15 protein-coding genes are annotated in these 15097 nt (G+C 57.9%); 6 read left to right on the top strand and 9 right to left on the bottom strand.

Features of this window, described 5'->3' with window-relative positions:
- On the top strand, nucleotides 1–210 hold a 210-nt coding region (locus B2U07_RS09070), incomplete at its 5' end, for a hypothetical protein (protein ID WP_296276863.1).
- Nucleotides 211–366: 156 nt separating this feature from the next.
- On the opposite strand, the gene B2U07_RS09065 is transcribed toward B2U07_RS09070, so the two are convergent.
- Nucleotides 367–1590: a CaiB/BaiF CoA transferase family protein gene (locus B2U07_RS09065; RefSeq protein ID WP_275546429.1), complete on the bottom strand. Its 1224-nt coding sequence runs from the start codon at nucleotides 1588–1590 to the stop codon at nucleotides 367–369.
- Nucleotides 1591–1646: 56 nt separating this feature from the next.
- Nucleotides 1647–2825 carry an acyl-CoA dehydrogenase gene (locus B2U07_RS09060; RefSeq protein WP_275546428.1) on the bottom strand — a complete coding sequence of 393 codons (1179 nt, stop codon included), beginning with the start codon at nucleotides 2823–2825 and terminating at the stop codon, nucleotides 1647–1649.
- Between the two features lie 178 nt (nucleotides 2826–3003).
- Here B2U07_RS09060 and B2U07_RS09055 point away from each other — a divergent pair, with 178 nt between their 5' ends.
- The 5 genes from B2U07_RS09055 (at nucleotide 3004) to B2U07_RS09035 (ending at nucleotide 7847) form a co-directional block, all read left to right on the top strand.
- Nucleotides 3004–3900 (top strand): LysR family transcriptional regulator, encoded by an 897-nt coding sequence (locus B2U07_RS09055; RefSeq protein WP_275546427.1) that lies wholly within the window; start codon nucleotides 3004–3006, stop codon nucleotides 3898–3900.
- A 472-nt stretch (nucleotides 3901–4372) separates the two neighbouring features.
- Nucleotides 4373–5494, top strand: a complete 1122-nt coding sequence (locus B2U07_RS09050; RefSeq protein ID WP_275546426.1) for a Re/Si-specific NAD(P)(+) transhydrogenase subunit alpha — start codon at nucleotides 4373–4375, stop codon at nucleotides 5492–5494.
- An 11-nt stretch (nucleotides 5495–5505) separates the two neighbouring features.
- The gene (locus B2U07_RS09045; RefSeq protein ID WP_275546425.1) at nucleotides 5506–5835 is read left to right on the top strand and encodes an NAD(P) transhydrogenase subunit alpha; all 330 of its coding nucleotides are present in this window, start codon (nucleotides 5506–5508) and stop codon (nucleotides 5833–5835) included.
- Entirely contained in the window at nucleotides 5836–7272 is a 1437-nt protein-coding gene (locus B2U07_RS09040; protein WP_275546424.1) for an NAD(P)(+) transhydrogenase (Re/Si-specific) subunit beta, read from the top strand. It begins immediately after the preceding gene.
- Between the two features lie 359 nt (nucleotides 7273–7631).
- Entirely contained in the window at nucleotides 7632–7847 is a 216-nt protein-coding gene (locus B2U07_RS09035) for a DUF1127 domain-containing protein (protein ID WP_275546423.1), read from the top strand.
- A gap of 389 nt (nucleotides 7848–8236) precedes the next feature.
- Here B2U07_RS09035 and B2U07_RS09030 read toward each other — a convergent pair whose 3' ends face one another.
- The 7 genes from B2U07_RS09030 to B2U07_RS09000 form a co-directional block, all read right to left on the bottom strand.
- Nucleotides 8237–9613, bottom strand: a complete 1377-nt coding sequence (locus B2U07_RS09030; protein WP_275546422.1) for a glycosyltransferase family 4 protein — start codon at nucleotides 9611–9613, stop codon at nucleotides 8237–8239.
- An 11-nt stretch (nucleotides 9614–9624) separates the two neighbouring features.
- Nucleotides 9625–10875, bottom strand: a complete 1251-nt coding sequence (locus B2U07_RS09025; RefSeq protein WP_275546421.1) for an ABC transporter ATP-binding protein — start codon at nucleotides 10873–10875, stop codon at nucleotides 9625–9627.
- Nucleotides 10875–11672 carry an ABC transporter permease gene (locus tag B2U07_RS09020; RefSeq protein WP_275546420.1) on the bottom strand — a complete coding sequence of 266 codons (798 nt, stop codon included), beginning with the start codon at nucleotides 11670–11672 and terminating at the stop codon, nucleotides 10875–10877. The genes B2U07_RS09025 and B2U07_RS09020 overlap by 1 nt, the downstream gene beginning before the upstream one ends.
- On the bottom strand, nucleotides 11672–12322 hold the full coding sequence (locus B2U07_RS09015; protein ID WP_275546419.1) for a GDP-mannose 4,6-dehydratase: 651 nt from the start codon (nucleotides 12320–12322) through the stop codon (nucleotides 11672–11674). The genes B2U07_RS09020 and B2U07_RS09015 overlap by 1 nt, the downstream gene beginning before the upstream one ends.
- A gap of 4 nt (nucleotides 12323–12326) precedes the next feature.
- Complete coding sequence (locus tag B2U07_RS09010) at nucleotides 12327–13235, bottom strand: GDP-mannose 4,6-dehydratase (protein ID WP_275546418.1); 909 nt, start codon at nucleotides 13233–13235, stop codon at nucleotides 12327–12329.
- A gap of 34 nt (nucleotides 13236–13269) precedes the next feature.
- Nucleotides 13270–14154, bottom strand: coding sequence for an FkbM family methyltransferase (locus B2U07_RS09005; protein ID WP_275546417.1), 885 nt, complete (start codon nucleotides 14152–14154; stop codon nucleotides 13270–13272).
- Nucleotides 14155–14252: 98 nt separating this feature from the next.
- Nucleotides 14253–15092, bottom strand: coding sequence for a methyltransferase domain-containing protein (locus tag B2U07_RS09000; protein WP_275546416.1), 840 nt, complete (start codon nucleotides 15090–15092; stop codon nucleotides 14253–14255).
- Nucleotides 15093–15097 lie beyond the last annotated feature (5 nt).

Here is a 15097-nt window from a genome sequence, read left to right as displayed (position 1 = left end):
CTTTCTACTCAACCACTTGCGCCTTCGATCAGAACTTCTTCTCTCCAGCGGGAGGCGCATTCTACAGCGTTCAAAACCGCTGTCAACACCTCTTTTCTACCGCTTTCGATCCATTCGACCGAACCACCAACAGGATCAAACCGCCACCCTGTCGACCGGCGCGCATTCTACACGCCAGATTCAGTTTTGCAAGCCCTTCATTTAACTTAACTTATTGATTAGCAAGAAGTTTTTGAAGCGCTTCATCACTGAAGTGGCGCGCATTCTACATGAGCAGAGATGCCTGTAAACCCCTTTGCTGTAAAAAATCTGCAATCAATGGCTTCGCGGCTCCGCCCGCACATCTTCTCTATATAGAGAAAGCGCTCAAACCACTCCGGCTCGCCGCAGCGCGGCTATCTGCGACGCATCCAGGCCCAGCAGACGCTGCAGCACGGCCTCGCTGTCCTGGCCCAGCAACGGCGGTGCGGAACGATAGGCTACCGGCGTCTCCGACAGGCGCAATGGACTGGCCACCTGCGGCGTGGTACTGCCCAGCCCGTTGGGCAGCTCCACACGCAGCTCGCGCGCCTGCACCTGCGGATCGGCGAACACCTGCTGCAGGTCGTTGATCGGCCCACAGGGCACACCCGCCTGTTCGAGAAGTTCAATCCATTGCGCCGTGGTCTTGAATACGGTTGCCTGACGCAGCAGCGGAATCAGCTCGACACGATGCGCCACCCGCGCCTTGTTGCTGGCGAAACGGGGATCATCGGCAAGCTGCGCGATGCCCGCCACTTCACAGAACTTGCGGAACTGCCCGTCGTTGCCGACCGCCAGGATGAAGTTACCATCCGCGCTGGGGAAATCCTGATAGGGCACGATATTGGGATGAGCGTTACCCAGACGCTTGGGCGATACACCAGTGGCGAGGTAGTTCATGGCCTGGTTGGCCAGGCAGGCGACTTGCACATCGAGCAACGCCACATCAATGTGCTGACCAACTCCGGACTGCTCACGCTGATTCAGCGCAGCCAGCACCCCCACGGTTGCGTAGAGCCCGGTGAGGATATCGGTCAAGGCCACCCCGACCTTCACCGGCCCGGCCCCTTCTTCACCTTCCGGACGCCCGGTCAGGCTCATCAGACCGCCCAGCCCCTGGATCATGAAGTCGTAGCCAGCGCGCTTGGCATAGGGCCCGGTCTGACCGAAGCCGGTAATGGAACAGTAGATCAAGCGCGGATTGATCGCCTTCAGGGACTCATAATCCAACCCATAGGCTGCCAGCCCGCCCACCTTGAAGTTTTCCAACAGCACATCGCACTGTGCGACCAGCTCACGCACCAGACGCTGCCCTTCAGGCTGGGTGAAATCCAGGGTCAACGATTGCTTGTTGCGGTTGGCGCTCTGGAAGTAAGCCGCTTCCCGCGAGTCGTTACCCTCTGCGTCCTTTATATAAGGAGGCCCCCAGTGTCGCGTGTCGTCACCGGCTCCCGGCCGTTCGACCTTGATTACTTCGGCACCGAGGTCGCCGAGAATCTGCCCGCACCAGGGGCCTGCGAGTACGCGGGAAAGATCGAGCACGCGGATATGGGACAGAGCACCGGACATGGAGATTCTCCGCAAGGTGCGCCGGGCGCACCATGGATCGGTTAACAGGAGTGTCCTTAGAAGAACGCCTGAATGCCGGTCTGTGCACGACCGAGGATCAGCGCATGCACGTCATGAGTGCCCTCGTAGGTATTGACCACCTCGAGGTTGACCAGGTGACGGGCAATGCCGAACTCGTCGCTGATACCATTGCCACCCAGCATGTCGCGCGCCATACGCGCGATATCCAGCGCCTTGCCGCAGCTGTTGCGCTTCATGATGGAGGTGATTTCCACGGCAGCGGTGCCTTCATCCTTCATCCGACCGAGACGCAGGCAGCCTTGCAGCGCCAGGGTGATCTCGGTCTGCATATCGGCGAGTTTCTTCTGGATCAGCTGATTGGCCGCCAACGGACGGCCGAACTGATTGCGATCGAGCACGTACTGGCGCGCGGTGTGCCAGCAGAACTCGGCAGCGCCCAGCGCACCCCAGCTGATGCCGTAACGGGCAGAGTTCAGACAGGTGAATGGACCACGCAGACCGCGCACATCCGGAAAGGCGTTCTCTTCAGGGCAGAACACGTTGTCCATGACGATCTCGCCGGTGATCGACGCACGCAGGCCAACCTTGCCGTGAATCGCCGGAGCGGAGAGGCCTTCCCAACCTTTCTCCAGAACGAAGCCGCGGATCTCACCGGCATCGTCCTTGGCCCAGACCACGAAGACATCGGCGATCGGGCTATTGGTGATCCACATCTTGCTGCCGCTCAGGCGGTAGCCACCTTCGACTTTTTTGGCGCGGGTGGCCATCGAGCCGGGGTCGGAACCATGGTTCGGCTCGGTCAGGCCGAAGCAGCCGATGTACTCGCCACTGGCCAGCTTGGGCAGATACTTCTGCTTGGTCGCTTCATTGCCGAACTCGTTGATCGGCACCATCACCAGCGAGGACTGCACGCTCATCATCGAACGGTAGCCGGAATCGATGCGCTCCATCTCACGGGCGATCAAGCCGTAGCAGACATAGTTGAGACCACTGCCACCGTAGGCTTCGGGAATGGTCGCGCCCAGCAGGCCGGTTTCGCCCATCTCGCGGAAGATCTTCGGATCAGTCTGCTCGTGACGGAACGCCTCCAGCACGCGCGGCGCCAGCTTGTCGTCGGCGAACTGCTGGGCGCTGTCGCGCACCATGCGCTCTTCTTCGGTCAGTTGCTGGTCGAGCAGCAGCGGGTCGATCCAGTTGAAGCTTGCCTTGGCCATCGTGAAAACCTCGAAGCAGTGACGTGAGCGGTCGACGCTGCCGACCCGGAATAATCTCGATCCTAGGTCGGCTTTGCGCATAGGACAAACGCAGATTTCGCACAGACCTGTGCTTTTCTATCACTTCGAGATAGCTTAACTGGCTGTATTTGTCACCTATGTGTGAGGCTTACGCATAATGCGCCGCAAGATTCCCAGCACTGCCGCCCTCGTTGCCTTCGAGTCGGCTGCTCGTCATCAGAGTTTCACCAAGGCCGCCGAGGAGCTAAGCCTGACGCAGAGTGCAATCTGCAGGCAGATCGGCGGTCTGGAGAGTTTTCTCAATGTCGAGCTGTTCCGCCGCTCACGGCGCGGCGTGGTACTGACCGAAGCCGGCGTCGCTTACAGCCGCAAGGTAGCTGCGCAACTCGATGCCGTGGAGCGCGACACCCTCGCGCTGATGGGCAATCAGGGCACAGCCAGCATCGAGCTGGCCGTAGTACCGACCTTCGGTACGCAGTGGCTGCTACCACGCCTGCGTGCTTTCCAGCAGTTGCACCCGGAAGTCACGGTACATCTGACCAACCGCACACGCCCCTTCCTGTTCGCCGACACCCACTTCGATGCCGCCATCTATTACGGCGATGCCGAATGGTCGGGTACGCAGGCGCACTTTCTGATGCACGAGCACCTGCTACCGGTCTGCAGCCCGGCGCTTCTGGGCGATGCCCCGGTGGACGCCGCACGCATCGCTGCGCTGCCATTGCTGCAGCAGACCACTCGCCCCTACGCCTGGCGCCAATGGTTCGCCGCCCAAGGCATGAACGTGGCGCGCGACATGACCGGCCCACGCCTGGAGCTATTCTCCATGCTGGCCCAGGCGGCGCAGCATGAGATGGGCATCGCACTGATTCCGCCCTTCCTGATTCAACGCGAGCTGAAAGACGGGAGCCTGGTCATCGCCCTCGATCGTGCTGTACCCAACAACGACCGCGCCTATTACCTGATGGTGCCAGAGCGCAAGGCCGAGTCTTCGGCGCTCAAAGCCTTCCGCGACTGGCTACTTGTGCAGGCCGCCACGTATCGCCAGGCATGAAACACTCTCGCAGTTATCACGCATTGAGAACAATCGTTCACCTGTACGACCAAAATCAACACGAGTAGCGCGCATAAAGTCACACTACAACGTCTTCTCTGAATCTATCCGCGTCAAGACCAGTACTTTCGGGCTATTCCACTATTTCGAACGCTCTGTTCGTCACCTTTCACACAATAGCCAATACGACCAGCGGTCATTCGCTTAATGAATGACAAAATGGCCCTCAAAGTCTCGTGCCATGTGCTCTTCATGAGAAACGACGCGGCCTGCGCGAAGTATAAAAATCCCTCATAGACCCATTACTTGTAGTAATCCATTTTTTTTACTCCATAACTTCTTGTAAGGGTCCGAGTTCGATTGCACAATCGCGGCGCCCGCCAAGTTCGGGAAAGTTTTGTGCTGATCCCCAATCGCCGGCGCGCCAGCGCAGTGCACCGGTTCACAAGAAAGATCACGCAGGAGATTAGAAGTGCACATCGGTGTTCCTCTCGAAACCCATGCCGGGGAAACGCGGGTTGCCGCGACCCCAGAGACGATCAAGAAGTTGGTCGGCCAAGGTCATCAGGTGATCGTGCAGGCCGGGGCCGGCATCAGCGCCAGCATTCCGGACAGCGCTTACGAGGCTGCTGGCGCGACCATCGGCAACGAGACGAGCGCTTTCGGCGCCGACCTTGTGCTGAAGGTGGTCGCACCAACCGAAGCCGAGCTCGCTCAGATGAAAGCCGGGGCCGTGTTGGTTGGCATGCTCAACCCGTTCTGCAACGACACCATCGCACGCATGAACGCCCGCGGCATCGTCGCCTTCGCCCTGGAGGCTGCGCCGCGCACCTCCCGCGCGCAAAGCCTGGACGTGCTCAGTTCGCAGGCCAACATCGCCGGCTACAAGGCCGTGATGCTCGCCGCCAATTACTACCCACGCTTCATGCCAATGCTGATGACCGCTGCCGGTACCGTTAAGGCCGCCCGCGTGCTGATTCTCGGCGCTGGCGTCGCTGGCCTGCAGGCCATCGCCACGGCCAAGCGCCTGGGTGCAGTGATCGAGGCCTCCGATGTGCGCCCTGCAGTCAAAGAGCAGATCGAATCGCTCGGCGCCAAGTTCGTCGACGTACCGTTCGAGACCGATGAAGAGCGCGAGTGTGCACAAGGTGTTGGCGGTTATGCCCGTCCGATGCCCGCTTCATGGATGGAGCGTCAGGCCAGGGCTGTGCATGAGCGCGCCAAGCAGGCCGATATCGTCATCACCACGGCACTGATTCCGGGCCGCAAGGCGCCGACGCTTCTTCATGAAAGCACGGTTGCTGAAATGAAGCCTGGCTCCGTGGTCATCGATCTGGCTGCAGCCCAAGGTGGCAACTGCCCGTTGACCGAGGCCGACAAGGTGGTGATCAAGCACGGCGTTACCTTCGTCGGCCACACCAACCTGGCCGCCCTGGTGCCGGCGGACGCCTCGGCGCTGTACGCACGCAACCTGCTGGACTTCCTCAAGCTCGTGATCGACAAGGATGGCCAGTTCCAGCTCAACCTCGAAGACGACATCGTCGCGGCCTGCCTGATGTGCAACGCCGGCGAAATCGTGCGCAAGAACGGCTAAGGAGTAGAGACATGGATCTGATTTCCGACGGTATCTACAACCTGATCATCTTCGTGCTGGCCATTTATGTCGGCTATCACGTGGTCTGGAACGTCACCCCGGCCCTGCATACCCCGCTGATGGCCGTGACCAATGCCATTTCCGCCATCGTGATCGTTGGCGCCATGCTGGCCGCCGCGCTCACCGTCACCCCGCTGGGCAAGGCCATGGGCACCTTGGCCGTGGCCCTGGCGGCGGTCAACGTGTTCGGCGGCTTCCTGGTCACCCGACGCATGTTGGAAATGTTCAAGAAGAAGGCGCGTGCCGTTGAAATAAAGAGCGCGCAGGTGGAGAAGCACTAAATGAGCATGAACCTGATCACTGTTCTCTACCTCGTCGCCTCGGTGTGCTTCATCCAGGCGCTCAAAGGTCTGTCGCACCCGACCACGTCGCGGCGCGGCAACCTGTTCGGCATGATCGGCATGGCCATCGCCGTACTGACCACCGTGGGCCTAATTCACAAGCTGGGCAGCGAACTGGCCGTACAGGGCCTGGGCTTCGTCATCGTCGGCCTGCTGGTCGGTGGCAGCATCGGCACCATCATGGCCAAGCGCGTCGAGATGACCAAAATGCCCGAGCTGGTCGCCTTCATGCACAGCATGATCGGTCTGGCTGCGGTATTCATCGCCATCGCCGCCGTGGTCGAGCCGCAGTCGCTGGGCATCGTCGCCGCGCTGGGTGATGCGATCCCGGCCGGTAACCGCCTGGAACTGTTCCTCGGTGCAGCCATCGGCGCCATCACCTTCTCCGGTTCGGTGATCGCCTTCGGCAAGCTGTCGGGCAAGTACAAGTTCCGCCTGTTCCAGGGCGCGCCTGTCGTGTTCAAGGGTCAGCACCTGGTCAACCTGGTGATCGGCCTGGCGATCCTCGGCCTGGGTCTGTACTACACCTTCACCGGCGACATCACGGCCTTCGCCGTGCTGGTGGCGCTGGCCTTCGTCATCGGCGTGCTGATCATCATCCCCATCGGCGGCGCCGACATGCCGGTGGTGGTGTCGATGCTCAACTCGTATTCCGGTTGGGCGGCCGCCGGTATCGGCTTCTCGCTGAACAACTCGATGCTGATCGTCGCCGGCTCGCTGGTGGGATCTTCGGGCGCCATCCTCTCGTACATCATGTGCAAGGCGATGAACCGCTCGTTCTTTAACGTCATCCTCGGTGGCTTCGGCGCCGATGCCGACGCGGGCGCAGCCGCTGGTAGCCAGGAGCAGCGCAGCGTGAAGTCGGGCTCTTCCGACGACGCCGCCTTCCTGCTGACCAACGCTGACACCGTGGTCATCGTGCCCGGCTACGGCCTGGCGGTGGCCCGAGCCCAGCACGCGCTGATGGAGCTGGCGGAGAAGCTGACCCACCGTGGAGTGACCGTGAAGTACGCGATCCACCCGGTTGCCGGGCGCATGCCGGGCCATATGAACGTATTGCTGGCCGAGGCCGAGGTGCCGTACGAGCAGGTGTTCGAGATGGAGGACATCAACTCCGAGTTCGGCCAGACCGACGTGGTGCTGGTGCTCGGTGCCAACGACGTGGTTAACCCGGCAGCGAAGAACGATCCGAAGTCGCCGATCGCCGGTATGCCGATCCTTGAGGCGTACAAAGCCAAGACCGTGATCGTTAACAAGCGCTCGATGGCCAGCGGTTACGCCGGCCTGGACAACGAACTGTTCTACATGGACAAGACCATGATGGTCTTTGGTGACGCCAAGAAAGTCATCGAGGACATGGTCAAGGCTGTGGAATAAGACCTGACCACCTAGACAAGAAACCCGGCCATGTGCCGGGTTTCTCGTTTTATGGCACGGGTAAAAACCTGATTTTCAGGTCAGTCGCCACAACAGATCAATTGCAAACTGTACTGCTCGCAAAACTAGCTTTATGGGGTTGCACCCAGTTAAAAATCTCGCATAAATCGGTTGCACCCAGCTTTTTCACTTATGACCAGTACAGCTTCTTCAAATCCTGACCGAACAGTTACAAAGCAACCTATCTAATAGCACAACAATTTCATCCAGCTGTGACTACTGAGTCCCAACCCCGCTCGGGATAATTTGCTCATCGAAAGCAAAACACCAGACCCGCCACAAGCGGAAGGATGACCACCATGGAACGTACCCTCAGTTCCGCCCTGCTTCAAACTCACAGCGTTGCCAGCGACAAATCGGCCTGGCCGCTCCGTGTGCTTGCCACCCTCAGCCTGTGGCAGCGCCGCATCGTCAGCCGTCGTCAACTGGCTCGACTGGATGCCCGCCTGCTTGCTGATGCCGGCATCACCGAAAATCAGCGTTACGTCGAACTGCAGAAGCCGTTCTGGCGCTGATACCCCGCTTTGCTCCATCCCTAAATTGGGATCTTCTGAGAGCTCCACCGTCTCTGCTGCGGTGGGGCTTTCGTTTTATTCAGCCTCGGCAATTCAAAAATCACAGCTTGATTGCCGCGCGAGTTACGTTTCCCGCTCAGCACTGCGACTTACGCTCGTACAGGTCTCGATACAGCCGCGCCGTCTGCTGCCCCATACGCTGCGCGGTGAAGAGCTGCTCATAGCGCTGCCTGGCTTTGAGTCCCATCTGCAGAGATCGCTCGGGGTTATCCCATAGCCGCGACTACGGATAAAGACATAGCTCAAGGCCGCACTTGGCGACTTTTTAACTCAATAGTTAGCTCCCTTACTATGATCAGATATTGGCAAACGCCGGGGGCCAAGCAATGCTAAGGACAATCCGCATCGGTCATTGCCTTGCGCGAGGTATCTTGAATACCGCGTAAAGTCCGAGTCACCAGTTGGTCCGCCGCCGCCGCCCAGTCGACCCATTGCCAATGCTCGACCGCACGGGCGGCTGGAAAACGTCCAGATAGCTCGAACGCCTTGATCCGCTCAACCAAACTGGCTGGGTCGTGTAGATCGAAGTAGGCCATGAAGTCCTGACCTACTTCGCGGAACACCGGAATATCACTAGCCATCACAGGCAGACCTCGCTGCATGGCTTCTACCAGCGGCAAGCCAAAACCTTCGGCGTGCGAGGGAAACACCAGTGCACGAGCGTTGGAATAGGCGAACTCAAGACTCTTGTCGTTGACGTCATTGAACATGAACAAGCGTTTACCATACTGCGGATGACGCTTGATACGTTCAATCAACGCCTCGCACTTCCAGCCAATCTTGCCGATGATGCAAAGACACACGTCAGCACCGTCTGCCCAAAGAAGCTCGAAAGCATCAAGCAAATAGGCATGGTTTTTACGCGGCTCGACCGTGCTTACCATCAAGTAGACTGGCACCTGCTGCTCAAACATCCTCCGCACGTTTTTGTGCAGCACTGCAGCTGGCCGGTTCAGATCAAGCTCAGAACCCAAGTGGAAGTATCCATGCCAACGCTGCGCCGCCTCGGCAGGGCCCAAACGATTCTGCAGTTCAGCGTCTACCTGCTTACTTACGGTCTGTGAGATAGCCATAAAACCATCAGCAGTTTTCGACACCCAGTCAAACCAACGATCAAAAACCTTGACCAAGCCAGCGTCGCAGAACTGAGGATGGGTAAGCGGGATCAGATCGTAGATGACCGAAATAATGCCAATACCCCGGTTCTTCAGACGTTCAGCCAGCTCGAAGAAATCGGCGTGCCATGAAGAATCGAGTAACAACAGTTGATCGCCGTCCCGCACCTGGAGTTCCACCGCCCGCTGCGGTGCTGGCTGAGCGTTGCGATTGAGCCAGAGCAGGCCACGTAACGGTAAGGTAATACCCAGGCTCAACAACTTGCAGGGCCAATAAAGCAGACGCTTGGCAAACGCCGTGTCGCGGAACGGGAGCAAGCGCTCGAGGCGCGCGTGCAGGCACCAGTAACGATTACGCGCGTGATCCAGGCGCATAATCAGCCTCTGCCGCCAACTTTTGGCGCGGTCGACTGCCAACGGCTCTAGGCTCAACACACGATATAAACGCCCGCCGCTTATCATTACTGGCACGCATTCGACACCCACCTGCACACCCGACAGATTCCCGATGATATTGCGCACCACGCGCTGAATTCCGGAATTATCCTGGGGATGTTCGTAGACATAGGTACACTCGACCAACAACCGCATCCCATTGCTCCTCAGTGACTGGCTTCGGCGGCCAATGAGCCGCTGCGCTCAATGGCGACCTGCGAATCGAGCCAGGCGCAACCGACGAAATCGGGCTGCTGAACATTGATCACGTGAAATACCAAGGCGTAATCGCGCCACTCGTAATTCTTGTCCAGGTGAGAATCGAGTCGCGAGAGAGAAAGGGCAATCGAATAATTGCCCTTGCCAAGGCGCACCGGAAAGCGGAATTCGTAGGTCACCCGTTCACCAGCGGTGAGATTCTCCAGCGCGCGCTGCAGACGATGGGTATTGATGCCGTAGATCGGCTGCCCCATGCGGTCCTTGATCATGAAGCCCAGCACCAGTCGTGGAATATCTATCTTGATATCCACCACCACCCGCAGTGTGACGGTGCTGCCGACGGAAAGCACCTCGATTCGCTGCCCCTGCTCGTTAAATAAGCCTATATCAGCGAATCCTGCCTCCCCGGTACCAGATATCGTGCGGATCTGGCCTCCTTCCAGGCGCTCCTGGCGGACGGTCTGCTGTTCCTTTTCGGCCAGCATGGCGCTGTAGAAATCCATCACTTCTTCCGGCGCACCTTCAAGCGCCAGTCGCCCATTGACTAGCAAAATGGCACGATCGCACAGCGACTGAATTGCCTGCCGATCATGGGACACAATCAGAAGAGTAGTGCCCGCCTTACGAAACTCGCGGATGCGGTCGAAACTCTTGTGCTGGAAATAAGCGTCTCCCACCGAAAGTGCTTCATCCACAATCAACACATCGGGGCGCCGGGCGGTGGCAACGCTGAATGCCAGGCGCATCTGCATGCCGCTCGAATATGTACGAACTGGATGATCAATATACTCACCTATTTCGGCAAATGCCTCGATCTCAGGCATCAGGTGCTGCAGCTCCTCCATGCCAAGACCGAGCAGTTGTCCGGCCATAAACACGTTCTGCCGACCCGTGAAGTCCGCGTGGAAGCCCATACCTAGCTCCAGAAGAGCTGCGACACGACCATCGATGTGAATGCTCCCGGCGTTGGGCTGTGTTGTGCCGGTGATCATCTTCAATAGCGTGCTCTTTCCAGCACCGTTAACCCCAATGATCCCCAGTGCATCTCCAGGCTGAACGCAAAACGAGATGTCCCGAAGAACCCAATTCAACTGGTGCCGCGGTCTGCCGAAGGGGATTACCCATTCCCCCAGACGCGACCAGCGCGACGGGTATTGCTTATAGGCCTTGCCAAGGCCACTGACCTGAATACTGCCCATCAGAGTTCATCCACCATTTCGCCGGAGCGTTTGCGGAACAATTGCAATGCCAAGGCACAGAGCGCCACTGAGACCAGTGTGATGGGGAGCAGCGAGCCCCAATCGGGCCAACGGCCATAAACAAATATGCCTTGGTACGCCGTGATCACAGGCATCATCGGATTCAGATCGAGCACCGGACGAACGGCCTCCGGCAAAATTGAAGCTGGATAGACGATAGGGGTAAACCAAAACCAAAACTGCAGGAGGATACCGGTGAACTGACCGACATCGCGGAAGAACACGTTAAGCACCCCTAGGGTGATACCCAGGCCAATGGAAAATGTCACCTGCACCAATAGTACGGGCAACACGGCCAGCAATGCGAAACCGGGAAAGGTCTGGGTCAGCAACAGAAAACAGAGGAACAACGCAAAGATGATGGCGAAGTTCACAGAGGCATTCAGCACTACGATTAATGGTAGACAGATGCGCGGAAAACTCAGTTTCTTAATCAGATTGGCATGCTCGAGAAACACAGACTGACTGCGCCCGATAACTTCAGCGAAGAAGCCCCATGCGATAATTCCCGCACATAAATAAATGCCGTAAGCAAGGCTGTGTTCGACTCCAGGTAGGCGAGCCTGCATCACTTGGGAGAAAATCACCGTATAGACGATGATCATCGAAAGCGGGTTGAGCACTGTCCATAGCGCGCCGAGCAAAGAGTTGCGATAGCGCGTTTGAAACTCGCGCTTGACGCTGCCCAAGACAAAACCTCGATAGCTCCATACTGCACGGGCCATATTCAAAGCCATTACTTGGTCCCGCCGTATTGGTCAAAACGAACAATGTTTTTATTTCCGAGGTATTCACCAATTTTTATCTCCAGGCCGATAATTCCTGAATGATCCCTGTGGTGCTTGTATTCTTCAGAAATGAAGATTGGGTTGTTGCCACCTTGTGCCAACCGGCCCATATCCGGCCCCCAGGGCTCGCTGCGGTGGTGAAACCTCCGCAGCGACAACGCCGCTCGCGGAAGTGCCACGCGCTTGATCTTGAAGCGCGGGCCCTTCGCAAGCACGTAGGTTTCCCGAGAGTGGTTTGCCAAACGGTGTGGACGATAAGCGCCATGATCGCTTGCCTTCAATTGCCTACCCACCTGACGCACTCGCTGCGAGCGCTCGGCATAAGCAATTAACCGTATGTTTCTTGTATAAATGCCAATGAAGCCACCGTCACGCTTAGCCTCAATATTGCCGAGATAATACTCGCACTGCTTGTCGAGATTGATCCTCGCCACGTTAGCTGTGATTTTGCGACTGATAAACTCAATACCGCATAACGGCAATTCGTAGTCAGCCAGGACGCTACCCGATATATGCGGACTCAAGCTGTCGCGGTAAAACAACGTATTCCAATAATTATATCGACGGTTTTCACCAAGGATCAGCGCACTTCTATCCATATTATTATGTTTCTCTAGCGGCCCAGTCAGAGAGCACACTCTGTAAGGTATCCGTAATATGTACGCCAGGTTTCCACCCGGTTTCTCTCTGTAATTTTTCGGAACTACCGACAACCCTACGCTGCTCAGCTCGTCGCATGCGAGCCGAGTCTTGCACCAGCTCTACTTCAACGCCCGCCAAACGGGCCATTTCCCCTATCATGTCGCGCACTTTGCGCTCCAGGCCAGAACATACGTTGTAAATTTCACCGCTCACGCCCCTGTCCAGCAGGAGGAGATATGCCTCAATAACATCGCGGACATCGAGAAAGTCTCGAGTTACATCAATATCCCCCACATCCAAGCGCGGTGACTGAAAGCCCCGTTTTACTCTTACTAACTGCCTGGCCATACTGGAAATCACGAACGATTCGCTCTGCCCAGCGCCTATATGATTGAATGGCCGCGCAATCATAATGCGCCAAGGTTCAGCATAGCTCCACTGCTGGCACAATAGTTCGGCAGAAACTTTGCTGACCGCGTAGGGATTGCGCGGACGCGGTGCCAGAAGTTCCGAAATTGGCATTTGCGACTCATCTACATGGCCATAAACATCGCCCGAGCTAACATATAAAAAAGTACCGCTGAAGCCTTTTCGTTTGAGTGCCTGGAGAAGGTTAAGAGTACCTAGCGTATTGATTTGCAGAGTACGCGCTGGGTCGCGGAAAGCCTCGGGCACAAAAGTCTGGCCAGCAAGGTGGATCACTGCATCGGGGCAGTCATCAGCCAGCCACTCATCGAGCGTTTCCGCAGCTGTCAGATCGTGTGGCTGCGCTGCCATCAGCCGCCAGCCGCCAGCAGTAGGTACCTTTAGGCGCGCTTCAAGGTGCCGTCCGACAAAGCCGCTCAAGCCAGTTACAAGTAATTTTTTCACCTAACCTCCAATTTCGCTCGGTAGCATCGCAGCCTCAGCCCTTGAGGCGCGACGATAACGGAGTTTTCAGCCGGCCCCAGCCAGCGGTTAACAGCCGGACCACAGACCATAGCCAGCTGCCATATACAGCTTCTAACTGGGCCTCCGAAGCCTGCGCCCGCTGAAGCGTGGCGGACAGCTGATCTTGCAAATCTCGCGCTTCTGCCAGCGGAAAGCTCAACCGGTGGCCTCGGCATAGTTGGAATTCGTCAAGAATATTCGGTGGCATGCTCAGCGGCCGCAACAACTCGGAGCGTTCCGTTGCCACGTAATAGCGGTTGATCCCATCGCACAATGCCGCCTGATAACCGGCCTGCAGGATCAGCGCCTCCCACTCAGGCACCTTGTCAAAGGCAGACTCGATCAGAATGAGCCAGGGCCGCCAGCGCTGAAAATCCATTCCCTGCAAGACGTTGCGCTCGAAGCCTTCGACATCGATTTTCAGAAAATGAAAGGGCAAAGTGGCTGACAGATGCTCCTCGCAGATATCCCTGAGACGCTTCGTTTGTACGGTGCGCTGCACGAACGGAATACCTTCGGCCCGCTGTTGCTCGGCCATCTCCTCGCTCAGGGTGGAGAGCCCGGTGTCAGCAGACTCGAAGAAGGTCAGCTCGCCCTGCTCGTCTCCGACCGCCACGCATAGGTTGATGTCCTGGGGGCGCTCCTGACACAAGGCGTCATGGTAATGCTTGACCGGCTCGATATTGATTCCGCGCCAGCCCCGCTCATATAGCGAACGCGTCACCGAGTCGAGAGTGGGATGGTTTGCGCCCACATCGACATATTGGCCAGGGCCGAACAACTTGAATGTACGCCAGAGCATCACATCCTCGAAGTTCTGGGCGTATGAGATGAATACTGGCGCGGTCTGCTTGCTCATGAATTCCACCGCTCAAAGAGCGCTCCGGTTGTAGAACGGTCGTATCACTGTCGTTATTGTTACCGCAGTCCGAATTCCTGCCTGCCGCAACGGCCAGCTCATAGCGGTTTGCGCGCAATCACTACTTGGCTCTTGGGCATCACACCATCCAGCGCAGCCTTGATACGCGGGCCGGCCGGTAGCGACAGCAGCGTCGACCAGGTCTGTCCCCAGCTCTCCAGCAGAGGTTGCCAGGGCGGGTTGAGCGGCTGGTTCTCACAAGCCCAATACAAGGACCACCATACGGCATGGTAGAAGCCATATTGCATGCTGCTCTCCACGCTCAGCCCCGAGTCGCGCGCCAGTTGCTCCAGCTCGCCACGCTTGAAAATGCGAATATGGTTGGGCCGCTCGAAATAGGCCGAAGGCGCAATGTGCTTCTGCACCCCTTCGATGACCTCGTCCGGTACCGTCAGCAGAAAAAGTGCCCCCGGCATGGCGACTCGTACGAGTTCGCTCATGAACTGCTGGGGGCTATCCACATGCTCGAGAACCTCCATCGCCACCACCCGGCTGATTACCTCATCGGGCAACGGCAGCGGGTTGGCATCGGTGACCAGCGTGCGCACGCTACGCGCGCCTTCTTTTTCGAGCCGGGCGCGTGCCGTATCGAGCTTGTGGGCATCGACGTCGGCAAGGATCATTTCGGCCCCCTGGCGCGCGCTGAACAGCGCATAACCACCCTCTCCACAGCCGATATCCAGAACGACGTCCTCGGCCGTGATCGCAAAACCGCGAACCAGCTCTCCCGTCTCGTTCTGCAGCCATCCACTCTGGTGAATATCGATCAGCCCTATATCGATCTCCGGCTCGCCAGGCGCAGCCGCTGGCGCTTCACTGGAAACACTTGGCTGCGGCTGATCAAGAGGTTGTAGCAAACGCTTCAAACGATCGAGCATGGAGA

Origin of the sequence: Pseudomonas sp. UBA7530, from assembly GCF_002479365.1 — a bacterium.
Lineage (GTDB): Bacteria > Pseudomonadota > Gammaproteobacteria > Pseudomonadales > Pseudomonadaceae > Aquipseudomonas.
This window is presented reverse-complemented; position numbering and strand designations above follow the sequence as displayed.